This window comes from Stenotrophomonas sp. Nf1, assembly GCF_003028475.1.
Taxonomy (GTDB): domain Bacteria; phylum Pseudomonadota; class Gammaproteobacteria; order Xanthomonadales; family Xanthomonadaceae; genus Stenotrophomonas.
Genome location: NZ_PYTV01000002.1, coordinates 24,113 through 51,024, shown reverse-complemented (window position 1 = coordinate 51,024; position 26,912 = coordinate 24,113). Strand labels below are relative to the sequence as shown.

Annotated in this window: 28 protein-coding genes; all 28 read left to right on the top strand. The window is 67.1% G+C overall.

All coding sequences use genetic code 11. From position 1 onward, the window contains the following. Positions 1 to 5: 5 nt before the first annotated feature. The 28 genes from flgK to C9412_RS04070 all read left to right on the top strand — a co-directional run bounded on the left by flgK (position 6) and on the right by C9412_RS04070 (position 26,903). Positions 6 to 1,886, top strand: coding sequence for a flagellar hook-associated protein FlgK (gene flgK, locus C9412_RS04210; protein WP_107230468.1), 1,881 nt, complete (start codon positions 6 to 8; stop codon positions 1,884 to 1,886). Then, complete coding sequence (gene flgL / locus C9412_RS04205; protein WP_107230467.1) at positions 1,883 to 3,085, top strand: flagellar hook-associated protein FlgL; 1,203 nt, start codon at positions 1,883 to 1,885, stop codon at positions 3,083 to 3,085. Before flgK ends, flgL begins: the two co-directional genes overlap by 4 nt. 429 nt (positions 3,086 to 3,514) lie before the next feature. Beyond that, entirely contained in the window at positions 3,515 to 4,732 is a 1,218-nt protein-coding gene (locus C9412_RS04200) for a flagellin (protein ID WP_107230466.1), read from the top strand. A 72-nt stretch (positions 4,733 to 4,804) separates the two neighbouring features. Further along, positions 4,805 to 5,995 carry a flagellin gene (locus tag C9412_RS04195; protein WP_107230465.1) on the top strand — a complete coding sequence of 397 codons (1,191 nt, stop codon included), beginning with the start codon at positions 4,805 to 4,807 and terminating at the stop codon, positions 5,993 to 5,995. A gap of 86 nt (positions 5,996 to 6,081) precedes the next feature. After that, complete coding sequence (locus C9412_RS04190; RefSeq protein WP_107230464.1) at positions 6,082 to 7,260, top strand: flagellin; 1,179 nt, start codon at positions 6,082 to 6,084, stop codon at positions 7,258 to 7,260. A gap of 443 nt (positions 7,261 to 7,703) precedes the next feature. After that, the gene (fliD, locus tag C9412_RS04185; RefSeq protein WP_107230463.1) at positions 7,704 to 9,122 is read left to right on the top strand and encodes a flagellar filament capping protein FliD; all 1,419 of its coding nucleotides are present in this window, start codon (positions 7,704 to 7,706) and stop codon (positions 9,120 to 9,122) included. Between the two features lie 128 nt (positions 9,123 to 9,250). Further along, complete coding sequence (gene fliS, locus C9412_RS04180; protein ID WP_107230462.1) at positions 9,251 to 9,667, top strand: flagellar export chaperone FliS; 417 nt, start codon at positions 9,251 to 9,253, stop codon at positions 9,665 to 9,667. Next, positions 9,664 to 9,957 carry a hypothetical protein gene (locus C9412_RS04175; protein WP_107230461.1) on the top strand — a complete coding sequence of 98 codons (294 nt, stop codon included), beginning with the start codon at positions 9,664 to 9,666 and terminating at the stop codon, positions 9,955 to 9,957. The genes fliS and C9412_RS04175 overlap by 4 nt, the downstream gene beginning before the upstream one ends. Then, on the top strand, positions 9,954 to 10,532 hold the full coding sequence (locus tag C9412_RS04170) for a PilZ domain-containing protein (RefSeq protein WP_107230460.1): 579 nt from the start codon (positions 9,954 to 9,956) through the stop codon (positions 10,530 to 10,532). The genes C9412_RS04175 and C9412_RS04170 overlap by 4 nt, the downstream gene beginning before the upstream one ends. Before the next feature lie 91 nt (positions 10,533 to 10,623). After that, the gene (locus C9412_RS04165) at positions 10,624 to 11,256 is read left to right on the top strand and encodes a response regulator transcription factor (RefSeq protein ID WP_005413261.1); all 633 of its coding nucleotides are present in this window, start codon (positions 10,624 to 10,626) and stop codon (positions 11,254 to 11,256) included. A gap of 447 nt (positions 11,257 to 11,703) precedes the next feature. Continuing rightward, a complete protein-coding gene (gene rpoN, locus C9412_RS04160; protein ID WP_107230459.1) occupies positions 11,704 to 13,113 on the top strand; it encodes an RNA polymerase factor sigma-54 in 1,410 nt (469 codons plus the stop codon). A 14-nt stretch (positions 13,114 to 13,127) separates the two neighbouring features. Further along, positions 13,128 to 13,505: a response regulator transcription factor gene (locus C9412_RS04155; protein WP_010485922.1), complete on the top strand. Its 378-nt coding sequence runs from the start codon at positions 13,128 to 13,130 to the stop codon at positions 13,503 to 13,505. Beyond that, entirely contained in the window at positions 13,502 to 15,007 is a 1,506-nt protein-coding gene (locus C9412_RS04150; protein ID WP_107230458.1) for a sigma-54 dependent transcriptional regulator, read from the top strand. Before C9412_RS04155 ends, C9412_RS04150 begins: the two co-directional genes overlap by 4 nt. A gap of 250 nt (positions 15,008 to 15,257) precedes the next feature. Continuing rightward, positions 15,258 to 15,728, top strand: a complete 471-nt coding sequence (locus C9412_RS04145) for a hypothetical protein (RefSeq protein WP_107230457.1) — start codon at positions 15,258 to 15,260, stop codon at positions 15,726 to 15,728. Between the two features lie 130 nt (positions 15,729 to 15,858). After that, positions 15,859 to 16,275 (top strand): hypothetical protein, encoded by a 417-nt coding sequence (locus tag C9412_RS04140; protein WP_107230456.1) that lies wholly within the window; start codon positions 15,859 to 15,861, stop codon positions 16,273 to 16,275. A 416-nt stretch (positions 16,276 to 16,691) separates the two neighbouring features. Continuing rightward, complete coding sequence (fliE, locus tag C9412_RS04130; RefSeq protein ID WP_107230455.1) at positions 16,692 to 17,057, top strand: flagellar hook-basal body complex protein FliE; 366 nt, start codon at positions 16,692 to 16,694, stop codon at positions 17,055 to 17,057. 13 nt (positions 17,058 to 17,070) lie between these two features. Continuing rightward, positions 17,071 to 18,717, top strand: a complete 1,647-nt coding sequence (gene fliF / locus C9412_RS04125) for a flagellar basal-body MS-ring/collar protein FliF (RefSeq protein WP_107230454.1) — start codon at positions 17,071 to 17,073, stop codon at positions 18,715 to 18,717. A 7-nt stretch (positions 18,718 to 18,724) separates the two neighbouring features. Further along, positions 18,725 to 19,711, top strand: a complete 987-nt coding sequence (gene fliG / locus C9412_RS04120; RefSeq protein ID WP_057496445.1) for a flagellar motor switch protein FliG — start codon at positions 18,725 to 18,727, stop codon at positions 19,709 to 19,711. Continuing rightward, positions 19,708 to 20,349, top strand: coding sequence for a FliH/SctL family protein (locus C9412_RS04115; protein WP_107230453.1), 642 nt, complete (start codon positions 19,708 to 19,710; stop codon positions 20,347 to 20,349). The genes fliG and C9412_RS04115 overlap by 4 nt, the downstream gene beginning before the upstream one ends. Next, a complete protein-coding gene (locus C9412_RS04110) occupies positions 20,346 to 21,731 on the top strand; it encodes a FliI/YscN family ATPase (RefSeq protein WP_107230452.1) in 1,386 nt (461 codons plus the stop codon). Before C9412_RS04115 ends, C9412_RS04110 begins: the two co-directional genes overlap by 4 nt. A 3-nt stretch (positions 21,732 to 21,734) precedes the next feature. Further along, the gene (gene fliJ, locus C9412_RS04105; protein ID WP_107230451.1) at positions 21,735 to 22,202 is read left to right on the top strand and encodes a flagellar export protein FliJ; all 468 of its coding nucleotides are present in this window, start codon (positions 21,735 to 21,737) and stop codon (positions 22,200 to 22,202) included. After that, positions 22,202 to 23,374 (top strand): flagellar hook-length control protein FliK, encoded by a 1,173-nt coding sequence (locus C9412_RS04100; RefSeq protein ID WP_107230450.1) that lies wholly within the window; start codon positions 22,202 to 22,204, stop codon positions 23,372 to 23,374. Before fliJ ends, C9412_RS04100 begins: the two co-directional genes overlap by 1 nt. 160 nt (positions 23,375 to 23,534) lie before the next feature. Beyond that, a complete protein-coding gene (locus C9412_RS04095) occupies positions 23,535 to 24,050 on the top strand; it encodes a flagellar basal body-associated FliL family protein (protein WP_107230449.1) in 516 nt (171 codons plus the stop codon). Between the two features lie 10 nt (positions 24,051 to 24,060). Then, positions 24,061 to 25,065, top strand: a complete 1,005-nt coding sequence (gene fliM, locus C9412_RS04090) for a flagellar motor switch protein FliM (protein WP_057496435.1) — start codon at positions 24,061 to 24,063, stop codon at positions 25,063 to 25,065. Next, positions 25,062 to 25,397, top strand: a complete 336-nt coding sequence (gene fliN / locus C9412_RS04085; RefSeq protein WP_005409543.1) for a flagellar motor switch protein FliN — start codon at positions 25,062 to 25,064, stop codon at positions 25,395 to 25,397. Before fliM ends, fliN begins: the two co-directional genes overlap by 4 nt. Continuing rightward, the gene (fliO, locus tag C9412_RS04080) at positions 25,394 to 25,801 is read left to right on the top strand and encodes a flagellar biosynthetic protein FliO (protein ID WP_107230448.1); all 408 of its coding nucleotides are present in this window, start codon (positions 25,394 to 25,396) and stop codon (positions 25,799 to 25,801) included. Before fliN ends, fliO begins: the two co-directional genes overlap by 4 nt. 1 nt (position 25,802) lies before the next feature. After that, the gene (fliP, locus tag C9412_RS04075) at positions 25,803 to 26,582 is read left to right on the top strand and encodes a flagellar type III secretion system pore protein FliP (protein WP_107230447.1); all 780 of its coding nucleotides are present in this window, start codon (positions 25,803 to 25,805) and stop codon (positions 26,580 to 26,582) included. Positions 26,583 to 26,633: 51 nt separating this feature from the next. After that, on the top strand, positions 26,634 to 26,903 hold the full coding sequence (locus C9412_RS04070; RefSeq protein ID WP_005413254.1) for a flagellar biosynthetic protein FliQ: 270 nt from the start codon (positions 26,634 to 26,636) through the stop codon (positions 26,901 to 26,903). Positions 26,904 to 26,912 lie beyond the last annotated feature (9 nt).

Here is a 26,912-nt window from a genome sequence, read left to right as displayed (position 1 = left end):
ACCCCATGTCCAGCGTACTTTCCACCGGTACCGGTGCCCTGCTCGCCTTCCAGCGTGCGTTGGCGACCACCAGCCACAATGTGGCCAACCTCAATACCCCCGGCTACAGCCGGCAGAAGGTCGACTTCGCCACCGCCGATCCGCAGAACTACGGCTACGGCACGGTCGGCAACGGCACCCGCATCACCGACATCCGGCGCACGGCCGACCAGCTGGCGATTTCGCGCCTGCTCGACAGCAGTGGCGAACTGGCGCGCCTGAAGCAGCTTTCAGGCATGGCTGACCGGGTCAACTCGCTGTTCTCCGATGCGGCCACCAATGTCTCGGGCGTGTGGTCGAACTTCTTCGACTCGGTCAGCGGCCTGTCCTCCAACGCCGCCGGCACCGCCGACCGCCAGAACATGCTCGATGGCGGCAAGACCCTGGCCAACCGTTTCGTGCAGCTCAACACGCAGCTGAACAACCTCAACAGTGAGGTCAACAACGGTCTGCTGGCCGGTGCCACCGAGGTCAACCGGCTGGCGCAGGAAATCGCGCAGATCAACGGGGCGATCGGCACCAACCTGGCCACCGCCGCACCGGATCTGCTCGACCGTCGTGACCAGCTCATCAGCCAGCTGATCGGCTACACCGGCGGCACCGCGGTCATCCAGGACGGCGGCATCATGAATGTCTACACCGCCGGCGGCAACGCGCTGGTGGTGGGCACCACGGCCACCAAGGTCACCACCGTGGCCGACCCCTACCAGCCCGAGCGCCTGCAGCTGGCGCTGGAAACCCAGGGCAACACCATCCGCCTGGACCCCAAGGCCGTGGGCGGCCAGATCGGTGGCCTGCTGGAATTCCGCGATACGGTGCTGACCCCGGCCCAGGCCGAACTGGGCAAGCTGGCGGTGGGTCTGGCCGAGAGCTTCAACCAGGCCCATCACCAGGGCGTTGACCTGTACGGCCAGCTCGGCGGCGATTTCTTCAACATCGGCAACCCGCGCGTCACCGGCAACACCAGCAACACCGGCACCGCCAGTCTCAGCGCCACCTATGGCGACCTGGGCAAGCTCGACGCACAGAACGTAGTGCTGCAGTTCGACGGCAGCAACTGGAAGGCCAGCCGCGCCGATACCGGCGCCAGCATTCCGCTGACCGGCACCGGCACCGCCGCCGACCCGCTGGTGATCAACGGTGTGCAGCTGGTGGTCGGTGGTACGCCGGCCGCCAACGATCGCTTCCTGCTGCAGCCCACCGCCGGCGTCGCCGGCAGCCTGGAAGTGGCGATCACCGATCCGTCGCGGATCGCCGCCGCCGCTGCGGTGAAGGGTGCCGCAGCCACCGCCAACACCGGCACCGGCAAGCTGAGTGGTGTCACCGTGACCGACGCCAGCAATGCCAACCTGCGCAATCCGGCGGCGATCGTGTTCACCTCGGCCACCACCTACACCATCGACGGCGGCCCCCCGCAGACCTACACCCCCGGCCAGACCATCAGCGCCAACGGCTGGAGCTTCGTGCTCGACGGTGCGCCCAAGGTCGGTGACACCTTCAACATCACCCCGACCCCGGCCGGCTCGTCCGACAACAGCAATGCAACCCGGCTGGCCAAGGTGGAGAGCGCCAAGGCCTTCAACAGCGGCACGGTCACCCTCAACGGCGCACTGGGCGGGCTGACCACCCAGGTCGGCGCCGCCGCGCGCTCGGCCGAGTATTCGCTGGATGCGCAGCTGGTGATCAATGACAAGGCGCAGGCCGCACGCGATGAAGTGTCCGGCGTCAACCTGGACGAGGAAGCCGCCGACATGCTTCGCCTGCAGCAGGCCTACCAGGCGGCGTCGCAGCTGATCTCCACCGCCGACAGCATGTTCCAGACCATCCTGGGAGCCGTGCGCCGATGAGCACCCGTATCTCCACCGGAATGATGTACAACCAGTCGGTGTCGCTGATGATGGCCAAGCAGGCCAAGCTCAGCCACCTGGAGCAGCAGATCGCCACCGGCAGCAAGATCGTCAGCGCCAAGGACGATCCGGTCGGCGCCGGCGCTGCTGTCGGGCTTGATCGCAGCCTGGCGGCGCTGGAGCGCATGAAGCTCAACGCCGGCAACGTGCAGAACCGCCTGGGCGTGCAGGAAAACACCCTGGCCCAGGTCAACGACCTGATGACCCGCGTCAACGATCTGACCATCCAGGCCAGCAACCCGGCACTGAGCGCGGCCGACAAGAAGACGCTGATCACCGAGTTGAACCAGATCCGCGACGGCCTGCTGTCGCTGGCCAACGCCGACGATGGCACTGGCCGCTACGTGTTCGGCGGCACCAACGACGGCGATCCGCCGTTTGCCAAGATCAACGGCAAGGTGGTCTACCGTGGCGACCAGACCCAGCGCCAGATCGAAGTCGGCCCGGATACCTATGTGCGCGATGCGCTGCCCGGCAGCGAGATCTTCATGCGCATTCCCACCGGCGATGGCTTCGTCGACGGCAATGCCGCGGCCGGCAACACCGGCAATGGCGTGCTGACCAACATCACCCGCGACAGCAGTGACAGCTGGAACGGGCAGTCGTTCAGCATCCGCTTCACCGCCGCCGACCAGTACCAGGTGCTGGACGGTGCCGGCAACGTGACCGGCACCGGCACCTACAAGGCCGGCGACAACATCGAAGTGAACGGCGTACGCCTGCAGCTCACCGGCGCGCCTGCGGCCGGCGACAGCTTCAACGTCAAGCCGGCCACCAGCCGCGACATCTTCGACACCATGGACAAGCTGATTGCCGCACTCGATGCCGACACCGGCACCACCGCCAAGATGTCCGCGCAGCAGAACGAGTTGCAGAGCGCGTTGCGCGATGTCGCGCGTGCGTCGGAACGGATGATCGATTCGCGCGCCGCCGGTGGCGCACAGCTGAAGGCGCTGGACAACGCGGCCGACATGCGCGAGGCCAACAGCGTGACCCTGAAAACCACGCTGTCGCAGATGCGCGACCTGGACTACGCCGATGCTTTGAGCCAGTACCAGTTGCAAAGCACTGCACTGCAGGCGGCGCAGACGATCTTCTCGCAGATGCAGTCGATGTCGTTGTTCAACAAGATCCGCTGACGCCGCTTCCGCGTCAGCCCTGAAAGGCCGCGATGCCCTGCATCGCGGCCTTTTTCGTTTCTGGATGGCCGTGCCGCGGCACCCGCCGAGCGTGGCCCGCGTGATCAATGCCAGCCGCCCCAGGCCATTCCAGGCCGATTTTCCGTGATTTCCCTTCAAGCCCGGCCCGACCCCGCCGATACCTTCATCAGCGCTGGACGGGCCCTGCCCGACCACCCCTTCCGCGGCACCTTGACCCTGGCAACAGGGCGAAAACCCCGGAAAAACAGCCTCCGGCAACGAATTACGGCTCCATTGGAATTCACGCCTAAAGGTTGTTGACAAAGCGCCGTTATTCATTTGGCAACGGCGAAGCACACAGCCACACAAAAAAACAGGCGGCGCTTCGTTTCATTCACCAACGGGTTCCATATAAGAGGAGACGACCCCATGGCACAGGTAATCAACACCAATACGATGTCGCTCAACGCTCAGCGCAACCTGAGCACCAGCGGCAGCTCGCTGGCCACCACCATCCAGCGCCTCTCGTCCGGCCTGCGCATCAACAGCGCGAAGGACGACGCCGCCGGCCTGGCCATCAGCGAGCGCTTCACCACCCAGATCCGTGGTCTGGATGTGGCCATCCGCAACGCCAACGACGGCATCTCGCTGGCCCAGGTCGCCGAAGGTTCGCTGAACGAAGTCGGCAACAACCTGCAGCGCATCCGCGAACTGGGTGTGCAGGCCTCCAACGCCACCAACTCGGCCAGCGACCGCAAGGCCCTGCAGGCCGAAGTGACCCAGCTGGTCAGCGAGATCGACCGCGTCGCCAAGCAGGCCGACTTCAACGGCACCAAGCTGCTGGACGGCAGCTTCACCAGCCAGCTGTTCCAGGTCGGTGCCAACGCCGGCCAGGCCATCGCCATCAACAGCGTGGTCAACGCCAAGGCCGATTCGCTGGGCGCAGCCACCTTCGCCAACGGCTACACCGGCACCGCGCTGGCCGTGGACAAGGCCACCGCCGATACCACCTACTCCGGCCTGCAGGTCTCGGTGACCCCGCCGGGCGGCACCGCCACCACGGTCACCATCAGCGACTTCACCGTCAAGGCAGGCGAATCGATCAGCTCGGCCACCGCAGCGGCGATCAACAACAAGCTGGGTGAAACCGGTGTGGTCGCCTCGGTCAACGCCGGTGTGATCAGCCTGGCCTCGGTCAAGGATGGCCAGACCTTCGCCCTGGGCGTCAGCGCGGCCACCCCGCCGACCGGCGCCACCGCCGCCACCCTCGCCGGCCTGGGCCTGACCGAAACCAGCACCAACGGCGGCACCCTGACCGGTGCAGCGGCCAGCTTCGTCAAGGACCTGAACGTCACCACCGCCGAGGGCGCGCAGAAGGCGATGTCGATCGTCGACAAGGCGCTGGAATCGGTCAACAGCGTGCGCGCCGACCTCGGCGCGATCCAGAACCGCTTCACCTCGGTGGTGGCCAACCTGCAGACCTCCTCGGAGAACCTGTCCGCCTCGCGCAGCCGCATCCGCGATACCGACTTCGCCAAGGAAACCGCCGAACTGACCCGCACCCAGATCCTGCAGCAGGCCGGTACGGCCATGCTGGCCCAGGCCAACCAGGTGCCGCAGAACGTGCTCAGCCTGTTGCAGCGCTGACATGAGTCGCCCCCGGGGCACGTCGGGGGCGCCTAACCCAACTCACGTGCAACCGCTCAAGGACCTCTCCTCATGGCACAAGTCATCAACACCAATACGATGTCGTTGAATGCTCAGCGTAACCTGAGCACCAGCGGCAGCTCGCTGGCCACCACCATCCAGCGCCTGTCCTCCGGTTCGCGCATCAACAGCGCCAAGGATGACGCCGCCGGTCTGGCGATCTCCGAGCGCTTCGGCACGCAGATCCGCGGTACCGACGTGGCCATCCGCAATGCCAACGACGGCATCTCGCTGGCCCAGGTCGCCGAAGGTTCGCTGACCGAAATCGGCAACAACCTGCAGCGCGTCCGCGAGCTGTCGGTGCAGGCCTCCAACGCCACCAACTCGGCCAGCGACCGCAAGGCCCTGCAGGCTGAAGTGACCCAGCTGGTCAGCGAAATCGACCGCGTGGCCAAGCAGTCCGACTTCAACGGCACCAAGCTGCTGGACGGCTCGTTCTCCAGCCAGCTGTTCCAGGTCGGTGCCAACGCCGGCCAGGCCATCGCCATCGACAAGACCATCGATGCCAAGGCCAACGCCCTGGGCGGCGCCCGCTTCGACACCAACTCGCTGGCCCTGGCCGACCCGGGCACCAACGGTGACTTCAGCACCACCGGCCTGTCCATCAACGGTGTGGCCATCGCCGATGTCTCGGTCAAGCAGGGCGCCGACGCCACTGCCACCGGCAAGGCCTCGCGTGAAGCCCTGGTGACCGCGATCAACGCCAAGATCGGCGAAACCGGCGTCTATGCCGAAGTCAACGGCACCACCGGCGTGACCCTGACCTCGGTCAAGGACAGCACCAACGCCGACGGTTCGTTCAAGGCCATCACCGCGACCCCGGGCACCTGGACCGGCGCCACCGCGCCGACCTTCACCGCCACCACCGCTGCGGCGGCACCGGCGGCGAAGTACGCCAGCAACCTGGACGTCAGCACCGTGAAGGGCGCCCAGCAGGCGATGGAAATCGTCGACAAGGCCCTGGGTGCGATCAACAGCACCCGCGCCGACCTCGGTGCGATCCAGAACCGCTTCACCTCGGTCGTGGCCAACCTGCAGACCTCGTCGGAAAACCTGTCCTCCTCGCGCAGCCGCATCAAGGACACCGATTTCGCCAAGGAAACCGCCGAACTGACCCGCACCCAGATCCTGCAGCAGGCCGGTACGGCCATGCTGGCCCAGGCCAACCAGGTGCCGCAGGGCGTGCTCAGCCTGCTGCGCTGATCGGCTCGCCGCTCGATCTCCGGGCGCTGCATGACGCGGCGCCCGGACCCTGAAACACGTTCCACCTCCGCCAAAGGAAAAGCACCATGGCACAAGTCATCAACACCAACACGATGTCGCTGAACGCTCAGCGCAACCTGAGCACCAGCGGCAGCTCGCTGGCCACCACCATCCAGCGCCTGTCCTCCGGTTCGCGCATCAACAGCGCCAAGGACGACGCCGCCGGTCTGGCGATCTCCGAGCGCTTCGGCACGCAGATCCGCGGTACCGACGTGGCCATCCGCAATGCCAACGACGGCATCTCGCTGGCCCAGGTCGCCGAAGGTTCGCTGACCGAAATCGGCAACAACCTGCAGCGCGTCCGCGAGCTGTCGGTGCAGGCCTCCAACGCCACCAACTCGGCCAGCGACCGCAAGGCCCTGCAGGCTGAAGTGACCCAGCTGGTCAGCGAAATCGACCGCGTGGCCAAGCAGTCCGACTTCAACGGCACCAAGCTGCTGGACGGCTCGTTCTCCAGCCAGCTGTTCCAGGTCGGCGCCAACGCCGGCCAGGCCATCGCCATCGACAAGACCATCGACGCCAAGGCCGGCTCGCTGGGCACCTCGACCTTCGCCAGCGGTGCAACCGCTGCGCTGGCCGCCAGCACCGACGGCGCCCGTTTCTCCGGCACCGTGATGGGCGTTGACATCGGCACCGTCGAAGTCAAGGCCGGTGCCACCACCGCCGATGCCTCCAAGGCCGTGGCCACCGCCATCAACGCCAAGATCGGCGAAGCCGGCATCTACGCCGAAGCCAATGCCGACGGCACCCTGAAGCTGAGCTCGGTAAAGGAAGGCAAGGCCGTGGCCGCTGCCGACATCGCGCTGATGCGCAGCGATTTCGATGGCACCGCCAAGACCTGGGGTACCGCTGCCGCCGCCGGTGCCTACACCGCTGGTGCCGATACCGCCGCCAACGTGCAGAAGCTGGACGTGAGCACCGTGCTCGGCGCACAGCAGGCACTGGAAGTGGTCGACAAGGCCCTGGGTGCGATCAACAGCACCCGCGCCGACCTCGGCGCGATCCAGAACCGCTTCACCTCGGTCGTGGCCAACCTGCAGACCTCGTCGGAAAACCTGTCCTCCTCGCGTAGCCGCATCAAGGACACCGACTTTGCCAAGGAAACCGCCGAGCTGACCCGCACCCAGATCCTGCAGCAGGCCGGTACGGCCATGCTGGCCCAGGCCAACCAGGTGCCGCAGGGCGTGCTCAGCCTGCTGCGCTGATCCACGGCAAGAAGGCGCCGCTACCGTCGAAGTGAATCGACGGTAGCGGCAACCTGGAAGCCAGGATGCTCGAAGGCGCGGGCCATGCCCGGCCCGGGAAGATTCCCGAACCGGCTTGGCATCGCCCGCCCCTGCGGACCTCTCTTTCAGCGCTGTACTCTTGACTGTACGTACCGGGCGGCTTCGTCTCCCCCCGATTGTCAGTAGCCTGATCCCTCCCCTGCTTTTGGGGGAGGGTTTTTTGCAGACCCCCGGCAGCCTGCGGTGAACCCACCCGCACCCTGCCCTATCCGTCCTGCAACCTGCGTGCCAGAACCCGCCGCCAGAGCGTTGGCACGGCGCATGCATCAACGAAGTCCTCAAGACCCAGCGGCGCAGGCCGCTATTTTCGTTGACGACGGGCCACCGCACCGCGGCCAGGCCCGGATACCAGGAGAAACGACGTGGCAGACTTTGGATACGGTGGCATTGGCTCGGGACTGAACATCTCGGACATCGTCAACCAGCTGGTCGCAGCAGACCGCAAGCCCGCCGACAATGCGCTGAACCTGCAGCAGTCCAAGACCAAGATGCAGCTGTCGTCGATCGGCACCGTCACCTCGGCCTTCGACAAGCTGAAGACCGCGCTGACCGCGCTGAAGGCCACCACCGCCTTCGACACCCGCACCGTGACCGCCTCGGGCAAGGCCGGCCTCAACAATGCCGAGGACGTGCTGACCGCCTCGGTGGCGCTGTACGACCTGGGCACGACCAAGGCCGCCGCCTCCAATGGCACGCACATCGTCGATGTGACCTCGCTGGCCACCGCCCACAAGCTGATTGCCGACACCTCGGTGCCGAAAACCGACACCTTCGGTGCCGGGACCTTGACGCTGACCGTCGGCGTCGGTGACAAGGCCAAGACCATGAACGTGGAGGTGGAGGACGGCGATACGCTGACCACCATCCGCAACAAGATCGATGCCGCCGGCCGCAAGGAAGGCGTGCAGGCCACGCTGATCACCTCTGGTGACAACCAGTACCTGTCGATCGCCCAGGAAAAGACCGGCGCGGCCAACGCCATCAAGCTCGAGTACGGCGGCAGCGACCCGAAGCTGGGCGCGCTGGTCGGCAGCCTGAAGCAGAACACCCCAGCCGCCGATGCCGAACTGACCATCGATGGCGTCAAGGTGGTCAGCGCCAGCAACACCGTGGCCGATGCCGTTCCGGGCCTGACCCTGAACCTGAAGGTGCCCGGCAAGAGCACCGTGGTGATCAGCACCGACACCACCGCAGCGACCAAGGTGATGCAGGAGTTCGTGACCGCCTACAACGCGGCGATCGCGGCGATCAACTCGGAAACCAAGTACGACGCCAAGACCAAGGAAGCATCGGCCCTGACCGGCGATGCCCAGATGCGCGGTGCCTCCAGCCAGCTGCGTTCGGTGATGGCCGGCGTGCTGAAGGAACTTTCCGCCTCCGGGTTGGACCCGAAGGCGATCGGCCTGCAGACCCGCGGCTACCCCAATGCCGACGGCAGCCTGGTGCTGGATACCACCAAGTTCGCAGCCACCCTGGCCGCCCAGCCGGAGAAGGTGCGCCAGGCGATCACCGGTGACACCGGCGGCGCCGGCCAGCTGTACTCGCTGGTGGATGGCTACGTGAGCACCACGGTCGGCAAGGAAGGCGCCTTTGTTGCACGCACCAAGGGCCTGAACACCACCCTGGACAACATCGACAAGCGCCGCAAGGACCTGGACACGCGCATGAAGAGCGTGGAAGAGCGCTACAAGAAGCAGTTCATCGCGCTGGACAGCCTGATGGGCAAGCTGCAGCAGAGCAACACCGCATTGCAGCAGCAGCTGGCGCAGTTGAATCGCTGACAACGCGTGTGCAGCGCTCAAGTTTGGCGCGCAACGCACCGATAACGGACGCAACAGCAATCATCGCCGGGCCGTCGGCTGCGATCACCCTGATCGCCCGGCGGCGCCCAGCGCAAGGAGAATCACGAATGTACGGTTCCAGCCGTCAGTACGCCGAGCAATACCGCCAGGTGGGTGTGACCAGCGCGGTCGCCGATGCCGATCCGCACAAGCTGGTGGCGATGCTGCTGGCCGGCGCGCTGGAGCGCGTGCGCCGCGCCCAGGCCAGCCTGGAACGCGGCGACCAGGCCGGCAAGGGCAAGGCGATCGGCGAAGTGTGTGCGATCGTCGGCCACCTCAACGGCTCGCTGGATCATGAGGCCGGTGGCGAGATCGCCGCCAATCTGTCCTCGCTCTACGACTACGTGCTGCAACGCCTCACCGAAGCCAACCTGCACAATGACCGTGCCGCGCTGGACGAGGCCCTGCAGCTGCTCGGCGAGATCGACAGCGCCTGGAACGCGATTCCGCAGGAACAGCGCCGCCCGGCCGCGGTGGCGCCATGAGCCTGCACGAACTGCACGCACAGCTGGATGCCTTCGAGAAGGCGCTGGGCGAGGACACGTTCGACCAGGCCGACAGCCTGCTCGATGGCCACGACAGCACCCTGCACGCCCTGCTCAGCCAACCGCTGACCGCAGCCGACCACGCCCCGCTCACGGCTCTGTTCGAACGCCAGCAGAACCTGCTGGGCCTGCTGCGCCAGCGCCGCGACGCGGTGGCGGCACTGATGAACGATGGCCAGCGCTCTCTTCGCGCCGCGCATGCCTACCTGCAGGCAGAATCGCTGGTATGACCCTGCTGCCCACCACCTCGCTGCATCATCCGGCCGAGAGCGAACTGTTCGACGAGACCCTGAGCTGCGAGCTGGCCCTGCCGGCCGAGTTCCAGGCCGGCAGCGCGGCGGGCCGTACCAGCAGCGCCGAAGGGCTGCTGCGCAGCCTGGCGCTGGTGGAAGACAGCCGCATCGACGAGCACGAAGAACGCAGCGAAGCCAGCCTGCAGCTGCAGCGCGTGGAAGCCAAGCTCGATCTGGCGATGGTGCTGCTGGGCCGTCTGGTGCGCCAGCAGGGCCAGGAACTCACGCTGCGCCCGGTGCGCTGGTCACGCCGCGGCATCCGCCTCCAGCTCGGCCCACGCAGTGGCGCCAGCGCGGGTCAGGCCGGGGTGGTACGCCTGCAACCCAGCGACTGGCTGCCCGATCACATCGACCTGCCGGTGGAAGTGGTGGCTGAAGCCGCCGACGGTAGTGGTGGGCATTTCCTGTGGCTGCGCTTCCAGCGGCTGGGCGATGGCCTGGAGATGGCCATGGAGCGGCACCTGTTCCGCCTGCACCGCCGGCAGGTGGCCGAGGCGCGTCGCGCCCGTTGAATCGTGCGTGCGGGTGCGCGAAGGTCAACCCTTGGCGCGCCCGTTCAGCTAAGTTAAGGTGGGCTCCCCTGGACGGATCTGCTGCGTGCCTGTGCGAGTTCTCATCGTCGACGATCACACCCTCGTCCGTGCCGGCCTGGCGCGGCTGCTGCAGGGGTTTGCCGACGTGCAGCTGGTCGCTGAGGCCAGCAACGCCGAGCAGGCACTGCAGCTGGCCCTGCAGCACGCACCGGACGTGGTGCTGATGGACCTGTCGCTGCCCGGCCGGACCGGCCTTGAGGCGCTCAGCGATATCCGCCTGCGTGCCCCCGGCACCCGAGTGGTGATGATGACCATGCACGACGACGCCGCCCATGTCCGCGACGCTTTGGATCGCGGCGCGGTAGGTTTCGTGGTCAAGGACGCGGCGCCGCAGGAGCTTGAGCTGGCGCTGCGCGCCGCGCATGCCGGCCAGGTGTTCCTGAGCCCGCAGATCTCGGCCAAGATGCTGGCACCGATGCTCGGCCGCGAGAAGCCTACCGGCATCGCCGCATTGTCACCGCGCCAGCGCGAGATCCTGCGCCGCATCGGCAAGGGTGAGAGCAACAAGGAAATCGCCGCCGATCTCGGCATCAGCGTCAAGACCGTGGAGACCCATCGTGCGCGCATGATGGAATCGCTGGGCTGCCGCCGCGCCAATGATCTGCTGCTGCTGGCCGCGCGCCACCAGCATGAGCTGGAGTGATCTGCGCCAGCGGTGGTCGGCGGAAGAATGCCCGGTAGAGTCGACTGTCAGTCGACTTGCGCGCGGAGCGCGGGATTTCTCTGGGGCTGATGGGAGAGCAGTCGACTAACAGTCGACTCTACCGACCGTCGACTCTACCGGCAGTCGACGCTACCGGCAGTCGACGCTACCAACGCGCGACACCCTGCGCCGGCGACGAAATCCCGTCACCCCGACACGCCCCGACAGGAATCCGTACACCGCCCACAGCGGATCCTGCGCCGTCCCCACGGCCAATCAATGACTTGGCGGCGACCTTCGTCAATATCCCGCGCCCTTGTAGGGAGTTTCCCTACACGCTGTCGGGGCAACCACCAAACCCCTCAGGAACCCCCCGATTCCGCCTGTGCCGGATGAAAAGCAAGATGCGTTCCACAAGGCGCCGGGGAGCGGTGCCGGGGAACCACGATGAAGGCTGCACTCTCGACCCAGCTGGGCCAACAACTTCACCTCACCCCGCAGTTGCTGCAGTCGATCCGGCTGCTGCAGCTCGATGGCCTGCACCTGGAACAGGAAATCCAGCGCCTGCTGGACTCCAACCCGCTGCTGGAGATCGAAGAGGCCGAAGCGCCCGCCGCCGACGCCAACGATGCCAGCGCCACCACGCTGGACACCGCCGCCTTCGACGAACTGCCCGAGTCGTCGATGTGGGATGTCGCCGGCGCCAGCTGGCAGGACGGTGATGACGACCGCATGGCGCGCATCGCCGCAGGCGAATCGAGCGATCCGCAGCTGCGCGTGCTGCAGCGCCTGTCGCTGGACATGGACGATCGCCAGCTGGCGGTGGCGGCGTTCTGGCTGGACCATTGCGACGAGGCCGGCTATCTGCAGGCACCGCTGGACCAGCTGCAGCTGCTGGCCAGTGCACAGTTCGATATCGCCGCCGACGGCGTGGAAGCCATCCGCCAGCAGCTGCTGCACGGCGAACCCGCCGGCATGGCCGCGCAGGACCTGCGCGAGGGCCTGTTGGCGCAGCTGCGCAGCCTGCATGGCGTGGTGCCTGCGCGGCACCTGGCCGCGCGCATCCTGGACGGCGCACTGGACGCACTGGCCACGCACGATTACCCCGCCCTCGCCCGCCAGCACGACGCCGAGATCGACGACGTGCGCGAGGCGGTGCGCCTGATCCTCTCGCTGCAACCGCGCCCGGGCGACAGCCTGCTGCCCGAGCGCAACGCCGTGGTGGTACCGGACGTGGTCGCCTGGCATGCGGACAATCAATGGAAGGTGGCGCTGAACCCGGCCACCAGCCGCCGCGTCTCGATCAACAGCCAGTACGAACAGGCGCTGGCCGACAGCAGCGAGGCCGCTCCGGCGCTGCGCGAGATGTTGCAGGAAGCACGCTGGTTCAGCCGCGGCCTGTCGATGCGCTATGACACGCTGCTGCGCACCGCGCGGGTGATCGTCGAGCGCCAGGCCGCGTTCCTGGTGCGTGGCGAGGAAGCCATGGCGCCACTGACCCTGAAGGAAGTGGCCGAGGAGATCGGCATGCACGAGTCCACGGTCTCGCGCATCACCACCGGCAAGTTCCTGCAGACCCCGCGCGGCACCTTCGAACTGAAGCACTTCTTCGCCGTGCGCCTGGAAGGTGCCAGCGTCTCCGGCCAGGCGGTCAAGGCCATGGTCCGGCGCCTGATCGACGCCGAGCCGGCCGGCCGCCCGCTGGCTGACGAGGCCATCGCCGGCCTGTTGTCGCGCCAGGGGGTGAACATTGCACGCCGAACCGTCGCAAAATACCGAGAACAACTGGATATCGCCCCGGCCCGCGAACGGCGCCGGCTCAGCGCCAGGCAACCGCAGCTGGCCCGGGTGGGCTGAAAAGGATGTTGGACATGAACAAGCTCACGGTCCTGCTGGTCGATGACCACGAGGGCTTCATCAATGCGGCGATGCGTCATTTCCGCAAGATCGACTGGCTGCAGATCGTCGGCAGTGCCGGCAACGGCCTGGAAGCCATCGAACGTTCGGAGACGCTGCGCCCGCAGGTGGTGCTGATGGACCTGGCCATGCCGGAAATGGGCGGCCTGCAGGCCACCCGCCTGATCAAGTCGCAGGACGATGCCCCCTACATCGTGATCGCCAGCCACTTCGACGACGCCGAGCACCGCGAACACGCGCTGCGCGCCGGCGCCGACAATTTCGTCAGCAAGCTGTCCTACATCCAGGAAGTCATGCCGATCCTGGAAGGCCTCAGGGAGGATCGATCGTGAGCGAATCGCGCATCCTTGTACTGGACAACGACGCTGTGCGCGCCGAGCGCACCGTTGCCCTGCTGGAATTCATGGACTTCAATCCGCGCTGGGTCTCCGACGCGGCCGACTTCGACCTGGGCCGGCAGCGCCAGAACGACTGGATGGCGGTGATCGTCGGCAGCCTGGACGACAGTGCCGCCAGCACGGCGCTGTACCACTGGCTGGGCGGCAGCAGCCTGCCGCCACCGGTGCTGCTGGCCGATGGTGATGCCGCTGCCTTCGCGCAGCTGCATGGCCTGCACGAAGCCAACATCTGGCCGCTGGAAACGCCACTACGTCACGCGCAGATGGAAGCCCTGCTGCGCCGCGCCAGCCTCAAGCGCCTGGATGCCGAGCACCAGGCCGGTGCCGTGCAGGACCAGGGGCCGACCGGCAATGGCCCGGCCGTCACCGAACTGCGCACCATGATCGAGCAGGTGGCCGCATTCGATACCACCGTGCTGGTGCTGGGCGAATCGGGCACCGGCAAGGAAGTGGTCTCGCGTGCGATCCACCAGCGCTCGCCGCGTCGTGATGGCCCGTTCGTGGCGATCAACTGCGGCGCCATTCCGGCCGACCTGCTGGAAAGCGAACTGTTCGGCCACGAGAAGGGCGCCTTCACCGGTGCACTGACCGCGCGCAAGGGCCGTTTCGAAATGGCCGAGGGCGGCACCCTGCTGCTGGATGAAATCGGCGACATGAGCCTGCCGATGCAGGTCAAGTTGCTGCGCGTGCTGCAGGAACGCAGCTTCGAGCGCGTGGGCGGCAACCAGACCATCCGCTGCAATGTGCGCGTGGTCGCCGCGACCCATCGCGACCTGGAAACCCGCATTGCCGAGGGCAAGTTCCGCGAGGATCTGTTCTACCGTCTGAACGTGTTCCCGATCGACGTGCCGGCCCTGCGCGAACGCCGCGAGGACCTGCCCGCGCTGGTGGAAACCATCGCCGCGCAGCTGGCCCGCACCGGCCGTGGCGAAGTGCGCTTCACCGCGGAGGCCCTGCAGGCCCTGGCCGGTTACGAATGGCCGGGCAACGTGCGCGAACTGACCAACCTGGTCGAGCGCCTGGCGGTGCTGCATCCGGGCGGTTCGGTGCGCGTGCAGGACCTGCCGGCCCGCTACCGTGGCGATACCGCACTGGCTGTCACCCCGATCGCGGCCCCGGCGCCGCCGGTGGCCAGTGAAGAACGCCTGGATCTGCGCAGCTTCTCGTTCCACACCCCGGGCAGCGGCAACCAACCGGCGCTGGAACACGGGATTGCCGTCAATCGCCCGGCGGCGCCTGCAGCGCTGCCCGACGACGGCCTGGATCTGCGCAACCACATGGCCAACATCGAACTGGGCCTGATCAACGAAGCACTGGAACGCACCCAGGGCGTGGTCGCCCACGCCGCCCAGCTGCTCGGCCTGCGCCGCACCACCCTGGTGGAGAAGCTGCGCAAGTACGGCATCGAACGCGAGCAGGCCGAACTGGCCAGCTGAACCGTGTTGCCAGCATGAAGGGGGCACCAACGCCTGGGCTTGCCCGGGCGTTGGTGTTTCCGGAACCCGGGGTCAGATCCCTCCCAAAGGGAGGGCTCTGACCCCGCAGAACCTTAGAGCGGCCGGATCCCTTTCCCCCAAGCACCACGGCTTGACCTGGGTTGGTGTTCGTGGGATTTGCAACTTTTTTCAATGCGCTTTGCTGAGATAGCCCATAGCCTTTCCCGTTCGATTCAAATCGGGAAACCCCATGAGCGACACCTTCAAATGCTCCCTACAGGAAATTCTGGAAGCGATGGTCGCTGTCTGCCTGGAATTCATCGGCGATAGAGCTCAGGTCGTCTACCTGCATTGTTCGACTGAGCAGGGAGTGTCCTCAGCAAACGTCTTCTACGACATCAACGGCGCTCTCTGCCGCACGCATGAACTGAACTTGCCCGAAGCTGGCACAGGCACTACCGAGGCTGGCACCTCCGATGCGCGGCTCTCATCGCTTCTCGAAAGCCTTCTGGACGATCTTGACCGATTGATTGAACTCCATGAGAACAACGGGCAGGAGCCGCCTACCGAGGTGAAGTTGCGCTACGACGTTGTACGGATGAGCCTGTCCGCTTCCTACAGCTATGACCTCAAGTTCTCCAATAGCGACACGCTCCTGCCCAGCGACATCTTCGACGCGTGGCACGAAGAGGTGAAGTCGCAGCGACCACGCGCGGATTGACATCGCGATCATCGGGGTCAGATCCCTTTCCTGCGGAAAGGGATCTGACCCCATTGCATTTGCAGGTTTTCCTAAAGACAACGCAGCTGCGATGCGGAGCATGGCAGGAACACTCCAAGGAGGTTCCATCGTGCAACGCCTTACCCTGCTCACCGCCCTGCTCTGTCCGGCCCTGGCTGCCGCCGCCGACTGCACCCTGCCCACCACACTGGACCAGCGTCAATTCACCAACCTCAGCGACCCGCTGTACGCGCCAGACAACCCCAACGCCGGGCGCATGGTGCAGGTCAGCTTTGCCGGCAACCAGTACGTGCTGGATATCCTCGGCACCGACCTGCGCATCGGCGGCAGCTACCGCTACCAGCGGCTGGCCCCACACATCGCGGAGATCCGGATGAGCGAAAGCCACCCGGCCGGCGCCGCCCACTACACCCTGCTGCTGACCTGCCTGAGCGACCGGCAGGGTCGTTTCATCTACACCCAGCACGACGGTCCCATCACACCGCGCCAGCGCCAGAATTCCGGCCGCTGGACCCTGCACCCCTAGGCCAGAAAACCGACGCCGGATAAATGGCGCCCCAACGGGGTCAGAGCCCGTTGCGTTGCAACGGGATCTGACCCCGTCCGATTAGTGCCGACCAACGGTCGGCACCCACCATCAGCAGCAGGTTCCAACAGTTCGCGGCCAACTGTCGAAGGCGGGGTGGGTCCGGTTGCGGCGGCGTGAGCGCCATGGATGGCGCGACCGAGCCTACAGGGACGTACTTGCGGCGTCCCCCGCAACCGGATCCACCCCGCCATCCCACGAATAGCCCGCCGTTGCCGTTGATTCGGCAGGGAGCGGGGTGCAACCCTGCAAAACACCCCCCACCCTCACTTCACTGAATCGAAAACCGGTTTCGGCACGGCACTTGCACCTGCTCCAGCAGACAACCCCATCCCCTGTTTCTGGAACCGTTGCAGATGTCCCACTCCGTCACGTCGATCCTTTCGCAGATCCGCTCCTATCAGACCCAGATGGGACAGCCGGCGCTCAACCCGCTGGCCGAAGCACCGCGCAGCAATGCCCTGCCGGGAGCGGTCCTGGATGCCCCGCAGGCGCAGCCGGCCAGCTTCACCGAGACCCTGCGTGGTGCGATCGCTGGCGTCAACGATGCGCAGCAGAAGTCCGGCGCGCTGGCCAAGGCCTTCGAACTGGGCGACCCCAGCGCCGACCTGGCCAAGGTGATGGTCGCCTCGCAGCAGTCCCAGATCGCCTTCCGCGCCACCGTGGAAGTCCGCAACCGTCTCGTCCAGGCCTACCAGGACGTGATGAACATGCCGCTGTAAGGAACGTTGACGCATGGCACTGACGCTTTCCAAGGACAGCCTGAACGCCGAGAAGGCCGGGCAATGGTTCGACCGCCTGCAGAGCCTGCAGATCACCCGTCGGCTCGGCCTGATGGCAATGATCGCCGTGGCGGTGGCGGCGGGCCTGGCGGTGTTCTTCTGGTCGCAGAAGCCGGGCATGGTGCCGCTGTACACCGGACTGGACCAGAAGGCCACCGCTGAAGCCACCGACCTGCTGCGCGCCGCGCAGATTCCGTTCGCCCTCGATCCGGCCACCGGTGGCATCACCGTGCCGGAAAAGAACCTGCACGATGCCCGCCTGAAGCTGGCCGGCTCGGGCCTGACCGACAGCGGCAAGCTGGGCTTCGAGCTGATGGAGCGCGATCCCGGCTTCGGCGTCAGCCAGTTCGTGGAAAGCGCCCGCTACCAGCACGCGCTGGAAACCGAGCTGTCGCGCACCATCAACACGCTGCGCCCGGTGCGCGATTCGCGCGTGCATCTGGCCATTCCCAAGCCCAGCGCCTTCACCCGCCAGCGCGACGTGGCCAGTGCCTCGGTCACCCTGGAACTGCGGGGTGGCCAGCAGCTGGAGCGCAGCCAGGTCGATGCCATCGTGCACATGGTGGCGGCCAGCATTCCCGACCTGGCCCCGGAACGGGTCACCGTGGTCGACCAGAGCGGGCGCATGCTCAGCGTCAGCGATCCGAACAGCGAGGCGGCCGTCAACGCCGCCCAGTTCGAGCAGGTGCGCCGCCAGGAAACCTCGTTCAACCAGCGCATCCGCGAACTGCTGGAACCGATGACCGGCCCCGGCCGCGTCAATCCGGAAGTGAGCGTGGACATGGACTTCTCGGTGACCGAGGAAGCCCGCGAACTCTACAACGGTGAACCGCAGAAGCTGCGCAGCGAGCAGATGAGCGAGAACACCACCAGCACCCCGGGCCCGCAGGGTGTACCGGGCGCGACCAGCAACAGCCCGCCGGGCCAGCAGGCCGCGCCCGCCACCGCGCAGGCGCCGACCGAAAGCAGCAAGAACGCCACCCGCAACTACGAGCTGGACCGCACCCTGCAGCACACACGCCAGCCGGCCGGCCGCATCAAGCGTGTCTCGGTGGCGGTGCTGGTGGACAACGTGCCGCGCGCCGGTGCCAACGGCAAGGTCAGCCCGCAGCCGCTGTCGGCCGCCGAACTGACCCGCGTTGAAGCCCTGGTCAAACAGGCGGTCGGTTTCAACGCCGAGCGCGGCGACACCGTATCTGTGATGAACGCCCCGTTCGTGCGCGACACCACCCCGGTCGAAGGCCCGGCCTGGTGGGAGCTGCCCTGGGTGCACGATGCCGGGCGCATGCTGCTGGGCGCCGTGGTGGTACTGGCACTGCTGTTCGGCGTACTGCGCCCGGCGCTGCGTGCGATCACCGGCCAAGGCAAGAAGAACGAGAACCAGGCACTGGAGCCGCACACCGCGGACGTGCAGCTGGTGGATGACGATGGCCTCCCGCTGCCGGCACTGGGCGCGGACCGGGCCAGCCTGGGAGGGCCGGATGCACTGGCCCTGCCGGTGGATTCTTACGAGGAACGACTGCGGATGGCGCGTGAAGCCGTGAAGACCGACTCCAAGCGTGTGGCCCAGGTGGTCAAGGGTTGGGTGGCCAATGACTGAGCCGCAATTGACCGGTGTGCAGCGCGCGGCCGTGCTGCTGCTGTCCCTGGGTGAGCTGGACGCAGCCGAAGTGCTGCGCCACATGGAGCCCAAGGAAGTGCAGAAGATCGGCATCGCCATGGCCACCATGACCGACATCACCCGCGAGCAGGTGGAACGGGTGATGGACCAGTTCGGCCAGGAACTGGGCTCGAAGACCTCGCTGGGCGTGGGCTCGGATGACTACATCCGCAACATGCTGGTGCAGGCGCTGGGCAGCGAAAAGGCCGGCAACCTGATCGACCGCATCCTGCTCGGCCGCAACACCACCGGTCTGGACGCGCTGAAGTGGATGGACCCGCGTGCGGTGGCCGACCTGGTGCGCAACGAGCACCCGCAGATCATCGCCATCGTGATGGCACACCTGGAAACCGACCAGGCCGCCGATGCGCTGAAGCTGCTGCCCGACCGCACCCGCGTGGACGTGCTGCTGCGCATCGCCACCCTCGACGGCATTCCGCCGAACGCACTCAATGAGCTCAACGAGATCATGGAACGCCAGTTCGCCGGTAACCAGAACCTGAAGTCGTCCAACATCGGCGGCGTGCAGTGTGCGGCCAACATCCTCAATTTCATGGACAGCGGCCAGGACCAGGCGATCCTGGGCGAGATCGCGCGCATCGATGCGCCGCTCAGTGGCCGCATCCAGGACCTGATGTTCGTGTTCGACGATCTGGTCGACCTGGACGACCGCGAGATGCAGCTGGTGCTGCGCGAGGTGAGCGGCGAGCGGCTGGGCCTGGCCCTGCGCGGTGCCGACATCAAGGTGCGCGACAAGATCACCCGCAACATGTCCCAGCGCGCGGCCGAGATCCTGCTGGAGGACATGGAAGCCCGTGGCCCGGTGCGCCTGTCCGACGTGGAAGGCGCGCAGCGCGAGATCCTGGCCATCGTCAAGCGCATGGCCGATGAAGGCACCGTCACCATCGGTGGCAGCGCGGAGGCCATGCTGTGAGCAACGTCGTGCGCTGGCTTGCCCCGGATCTGCTGGCCCGGCCCGAACCGGTGCTGGACCAGCAGGATGCCTTCGAGCTGACCGAGCCGGACCCGGACCACGCACCGGAACCGCCACTGCAGCTGCCCACGCTGGAGGAAATCCAGGCCATCCAGGACAGCGCCGAGAAGGAAGGCTTCGAGCACGGCCACGCCGAAGGCTATGGCCAGGGCCAGGCCGAGATCCGCCGGCTTGCCGCGCAGATCGAAGGCATCCTGGACAACTTCAGCCGCCCGCTGGTGCGCCTGGAGAACGAAGTGGTTGGCGCACTGGGCGAACTCGCGGTGCGCATCGCCGGTGCACTGGTCGGCCGCGCCTACGAGGCCGAGCCGGCACTGCTGGCGCAACTGGTCAGTGAAGCCATCGATGCCGTCGGTGGCAGCAGCCGCGAGGTGGAAGTACGGCTGCACCCGGACGATATCGCCGCCCTCGCCCCCCTGCTCAACCTGTCTCCGCAGCAGCGCCTGGTCCCCGATACCAGCCTCAGCCGCGGCGACCTGCGCGTGCATGCCGAAGCCGTGCGCATCGACGGCACCCTGGAAGCGCGCCTGCGCGGCGCGCTGGACGCGGTGATCCGCCAGACCGGAGCCAGCGCATGACGCCCGAACCCCTGCCGTCCCCGCCGCCGGCCGACTGGGCGGTCGCACGCAACCTGCGCCTGGCCCGACGCCTGGAAGGACTGCGCGTGGATACCACCCATGGCCGTGGGCTGATCCGTGAGGGCGTGCTGCGCCGCGCGGTCGGGCTGACGCTCGAGGCGGTCGGCTGCGAGGCGCCGCTGGGCGCCAGCTGCAAGGTGGAAGTGGTCGATGGCGGTTGGGTCGATGCCGAGGTAGTCGGCTTCGCCGGCGAACGTACCTACCTGATGCCCAGCGCCGAACTGCACGGCCTGCTGCCCAATGCACGCGTGGTGCCCTCGGCCCGCCGTGGCGGCGTGGAAGTGGGCGAAGGCCTGCTCGGCCGGGTGATCGACAGCGATGGCGTACCCCTGGATGGCAAGGGGCCGATCCGCGCCGAAGGCCATGTCGGCATGGCCGGCGTATCGATCAATCCGCTGGCCCGCGAGCCGATCACCCAGCCACTGGACGTCGGCGTGCGCGCGATCAACGCGCTGCTGCCGATCGGCCGTGGCCAGCGTGTCGGCCTGTTCGCCGGCTCCGGCGTCGGCAAATCGACGCTGCTGGGCATGATGACCCGTTACACCGCCGCCGACGTGATCGTGGTCGGGCTGATCGGTGAACGAGGCCGCGAAGTGCGCGACTTCGTCGAAACCACGCTGGGCGAAGAAGGCCTGCGTCGTGCGGTGGTGGTGGCCAGCCCGGCCGACCGGCCACCGCTGGCGCGCCTGCACGGCGCCTACCGCGCCACCGCCATCGCCGAATGGTTCCGCGACCAGGGCCTGAACGTCCTGTTGCTGATGGATTCGCTGACCCGCTTTGCCCAGGCGCAGCGCGAGATCGGCCTGTCGGTGGGCGAACCGCCGACCACCCGCGGCTATCCGCCGTCGGTGTTTGCCAAGCTGCCGGCGCTGGTCGAACGGGCCGGCAACGGCGCCAAGGGCCGCGGTTCGATCACCGCGTTCTACACCGTGCTGACCGAGGGCGACGATCCGCAGGATCCGATTGCCGATGCGGCGCGCGCGATCCTTGACGGCCATATCCTGCTGTCACGCCGGGTGGCCGACAGTGGCCTGTACCCGGCCATCGACGTGGAATCGTCGGTCAGCCGCGTGGTTACCGAAATCGCCGATGAGCCGTGGCGCCTGCGCATCCGCAAGCTGAAGCGGCTGGTCTCGGCGTACTCGGCCAACCGCGACCTGATTGCCATCGGCGCCTACCAGCGCGGCAACGATGCGGCCACCGACGAAGCTCTGGAACGCTGGCCGGAAATCATGGAATTCCTCGGCCAGGACGTTGCCAAGGCCGCAGATCTCCCGCACAGCCAGGCGGCACTGCAGCGCCTGGTGGAACAAGAGAGTTAAGGCATGAACCAGTCCAAGCGCATCGACCCCCTGCTCAAGCGGGCCCAGGAACATGAGGACGCGGTGGCCCGTGACCTGGCCGAGCGCCAGCGCGTGCTCGACACCCACCTATCGCGACTGGACGAACTGCGCCGCTACGCCGAGGAGTACGCCAACGCACAGATGGCGGCTACCAGCCCGGCGCAGCTGCTCAATCGCCGCGCCTTTCTCGACCGGCTGGACAGTGCAGTGGAACAGCAGCAGGCCACCGTCAACGGCAACCGCGAGAAAGTGGAAGCCGAGCGTGCGCGGCTGATCCTGGCCAGCCGCGACAAGGCCGTGCTCGAACAGCTGGCCGCCAGCTATCGTGCACAGGAAAAGGTGGTGACCGACCGTCGCGACCAGCGCGAGATGGACGATATCGGTGCCCGCCGTGCACGCCTGGTACAGAACGAAGACCAGGACGGCAGTGAACAGGGAGGTCGCCCGTGATGCCTACCGCGCTTTCCGGCAGCGCCAGCGCTTCCACCTCGGCCACCGGCACCGCTGCCGGCCGTGGCCCGCGCAATGAAAGCAGCAAGGATTTCAGCCAGCTGCTGCAGGGCGGCCCCGCGCCATCGGCGCCGGCGACGGCAAGTGATACGCCCTCCGCGCCGAGCACGTCCGCATCGGGCCAGCCGGCGACCTCGGACGGCAACGGGCGTACGCGCAACGAGCGCACCGCAGAACCCGACGCGGCTGGCAGTGAACCGGCGACGGCGCCGCCGTTGCCGCCGGGCACGGCCGAGCCCTCCATCGACAAGGACAAGGCGCTGCCCAGCGACGACGCGCCGTGGCCCCCGCTGGGTCTGGCCGGGCTGGTGCTGGCCGTGGCGGTTCCGGTTGATCCGGCAGCCGCCCTGCCCGCCGCCACCGCCGCCGTTGCCAGCAGCGCTGGTGCATTGCCCGACACTGCGGTGCCGGCCACCACGCCGGCCCTGCCGACCGCCGCCGCTGCCGGTGCACCGGCGTCGGCCACCGCGAGCACAACCGCCGCGCCCACCGCCGACGATGCCGGCGCCTTGCCCTTGCCGGAGCTGATCCTGCCTGGCAGCAAGCGCGGTGAGCAGGGCGACGGCAGCGACCTGACCGCGATCGGCGACCGTGCCGCGCCCCCGCTCCTGCATGCACCCGCCCCTGCGGCGCTGCAGGAGCTGAAGGCGGCGCTTGCCACCGGTACCGCCATCTTCAACGGCGAACCGACGCCGAAACCGGTGCTCGGCGACGATGGCTTCGACCAGGCCATCGGCACCCGCCTGGGCTGGCTGGCCGACCAGAAGATCGGCCATGCCCATATCCGGCTCAGCCCGGATGACATGGGACCGGTGGACGTGCGCCTTCAGCTCAACGGCGACAAGGTGCATGCCAGCTTCAGCAGCCCGCACGTGGATGTGCGCCAAGCGCTGGAAAGCAGCCTGCCGCGCCTGCGCGAACTGCTGGGCGAACAGGGTTTCCAGCTGGCCCATGCCGATGTCGGTCATCAATCACCGGGCGGTGACGGCCAGGCAGCGGGGCAGACCGGCAGCGGCGGCATCGTGGGTGACGGAGAACCGTCGCCGGGCGACGCCGGGATGTCGTCCGCGCAGATGATCCGCCAGCGCGGGTTGCTGGACGCCTACGCCTGACAGGCGTGCCAACCAAGGTTGGCACCCACCAGAACAGCGTGCCGACCAAGGTCGGCACCCACCCGAACGTTGCCCGACGGAAATCCGTCGCACCCCTCGCCCCCGCCTTCGGCACACCCCTTGCATATCCCGGTGAAGCAACCCTCAGGAGCTTCACCCCGTGGCCGCAGCCGCTGACAAAACCAAGAAGACCGCCGAGAAGGACAAGGCCGCCAAGCCGCGCAGTCCGATCCTGATCACCGCCTTGGTGGCCGTACTGGCCGCCGCAGCCGCCGGTGGCGGCGTCTGGTTCTTCACCCAGTCCAAGCATGAAGAGAAGGCCGCGCAGGCGCCGAAGAAGGCCGCTGCTCCCGCGCCGGCCCAGTACTTCGCGCTGGACCCGGCCTTCGTGGTCAACCTCAACGGCCCGGTCGACGGCCCGCGCTACCTGCAGCTGGAAGTGCAGCTGATGACCCGCGATCCGGCCGCGCTGGAAGCGATCAAGACCCACGCGCCGGCCATCCGTGCACGGCTGCTGATGCTGTTCTCGCAGGTCAGCCCCGACCAGATCGCCGACATCGCCGGCAAGCAGAAGCTGCAGGCCGCCTCGCTGGCCGAAGTGCAGAAAGTGCTCAAGGCCGAGACCGGCAGCAACGGCGCCGATGATCTGCTGTTCACCAGCTTCGTGACCCAGTAAGGGCCCACCGATGAATGACCTGCTGTCCCAGGACGAGATCGATGCCCTGCTCCACGGTGTGGACAGTGGCGCGGTCGAGACCGATGCGGAACCGCCTTCGGGCGAGGCACGTTCGTACGACTTCGCCAGCCAGGACCGCATCATCCGCGGTCGCATGCCCACCCTGGAGATGGTCCACGAGCGCTTCGCGCGCCTGTGGCGCATCGGCCTGTTCAACCTGATCCGGCGTTCGGCTGAACTGTCGGTGCGCGGCATCGAGCTGATCAAGTTCAACGACTACATGCACTCGCTGTATGTGCCGACCAACCTGAACCTGATCCGCTTCAAGCCGCTGCGTGGCACCGGCCTGATCGTGTTCGAGCCGACCCTGGTGTTTGCCATCGTCGACAACTTCTTCGGCGGCGACGGGCGCTACCCCACCCGCATCGAAGGCCGCGAGTTCACCGCCACCGAAATGCGGGTGATCCACCTGCTGCTGAAGCAGACCTTCGCCGATCTGCGCGAAGCCTGGGCACCGGTGATGGATGTCGACTTCGAGTACATCAACTCGGAAATCAATCCGCACTTCGCCAACATCGTGACGCCACGCGAGTACGTGGTGGTCTGCCGCCTGCACGTCGAGCTCGACGGCGGCGGCGGCGACATCCACGTCACCCTGCCCTATTCGATGCTCGAGCCGATCCGCGAGCTGCTCGATGCCGGCATCCAGAGCGACCGCAACGACCGCGACGAGAGCTGGGGCCAGACCCTGCGCGAACAGCTCAACGTCGCCGAGGTGACCCTGTCCAGCGTGCTGGCCAGCAAGCGCATGACCCTGCGTGACCTGACCCAGCTGAAAGTCGGCGACATCCTGCCGATCGAGCTGAGCCCGCAGGTGCCGCTGTGCGTGGAGAACATCCCGGTGTTCACCGGTGAGTTCGGCATCGCCAACGGCATGAACGCCGTGAAGATCACCGCTACCCATCCGCCGGGCACCCGTCCGCGCGTACCCGTCATCCAGGAAGACCCGCAATGAACGATATCGACGCCCTCGAACCCACCCCGGCCCAGTTCAGCAGCCTGCAGGCCGACGAGGCGAACGGCCCGGACCTGAACCTGGACGTGATCTTAGACGTGCCGGTGACCCTGTCGCTGGAAGTCGGTCGCGCGCGCCTGCCGATCCGCAACCTGCTGCAGCTCAACCAGGGCTCGGTGGTGGAACTGGAACGCGGCGCCGGCGAATCGCTGGACGTATTCGTCAACGGCACCCTGATCGCCCACGGTGAGGTGGTGGTGATCAATGACCGCTTCGGCGTGCGCCTGACCGACGTGGTCAGCCCGAGCGAACGGATCCGGAGACTGCGTTGAGCCCGCTGGCCTCCACCCTGCTGGCGGTCGGCAAGGCCGCCACGCCGGTCGGCCAGCACGCGGCGGCCGCGCCGAGCCTGTTCGGTGCGGTGCTGGCGCTGCTGGCCGTGCTGGCCCTGGTCGTCGGCCTGGGCTGGCTGCTCAAGCGCATGCCCGGCAGCGGCTTCCGCCCGGCCGAAGGCATGAAGCTGGTGGCCAGCCTGAGCGTGGGCGCCAAGGAACGCGTGGTGGTGGTCGAGGTCAACGGCCAGCAGCTGCTGCTGGGCGTGACCGCCGGCGGCATCAACACCCTGCACACCCTGCCCGAACCGCTGCCGCCCCCGGCGCCGGTGCGCGTGCCGGATTTCAAGAACCTGCCGAATTTCGCCCAGCTGCTGCAGCAGCGGCTGCGCAAGGACCCCTGACATGCGTGTCACCCGTTCCCGTTTCGCTGCGCTGATGCCGTGGCTGATCCTGCTCGCCCTGTGCCTGTTGCCGGCGCTGGCCTTCGCCGCGCCCGGCGCGCCGGCCACGCCGCTGCCGGACATCAACGTGGGCAAGATCGGCGGCGCGCCGGCCAGCCTGCCGTTGCAGACCCTGCTGCTGATGACGGCGATCACCCTGATCCCGTCGATGCTGCTGGTGCTGACCTCGTTCACCCGCATCATCATCGTGCTGGGCCTGCTGCGGCAGGCACTGGGCACCGGGCAGACGCCGTCCAACCAGGTGCTGCTGGGCCTGGCCCTGTTCCTCACTGCAATGATCATGCTGCCGACCTGGGACAAAGCCTGGAGCACGGGCATGGCGCCCTACCTCAACGGTGACATCGACTTCCAGACCGCCTGGACGATGACCACCCAGCCGCTGCGTGCGTTCATGCTGGCGCAGATCCGCGAGACCGACCTGATGACCTTCGCCGGCATCGCCGGGCACGGCACCTACGCCAGCCCCGACGCGATTCCGTTCCCGGTGCTGGTCGCCTCGTTCGTCACCAGCGAGCTGAAGACCGCCTTCGAGATCGGCTTCCTGATCTTCATTCCGTTCGTGATCATCGACCTGGTGGTGGCCAGCGTGCTGATGTCGATGGGCATGATGATGCTGTCGCCGATGCTGGTCTCGGCCCCGTTCAAGATCCTGCTGTTCGTGCTGGTCGACGGCTGGGTGCTGACCGTGGGCACGCTGGCGGCCAGCTTCAATCCGGCCTGATTGAAAGACAGTCGAGCGTGGCTCGACTCTACATAAGCAGATGGAACCCGAATGTCTCCCGAACTTGCCCTGACTGAACTGCGTGGCGGCCTGATCACCGTGTTGTGGGTGGCCGGCCCGCTGCTGCTGACCGTACTGGTGGTGGGCGTGGTGGTCGGCGTGGTGCAGGCCGCGACCCAGCTCAACGAACCGACCATCGCCTTCGTCGCCAAGGCGGCGGCACTGACCGCAGTGCTGTTCGCGCTGGGCAGCCTGCTGATCGGCCACCTGGTCGAGTTCACCACGCTGCTGTTCCAGCGCATCCCGCACCTGATCGGCTAGGACGCACGC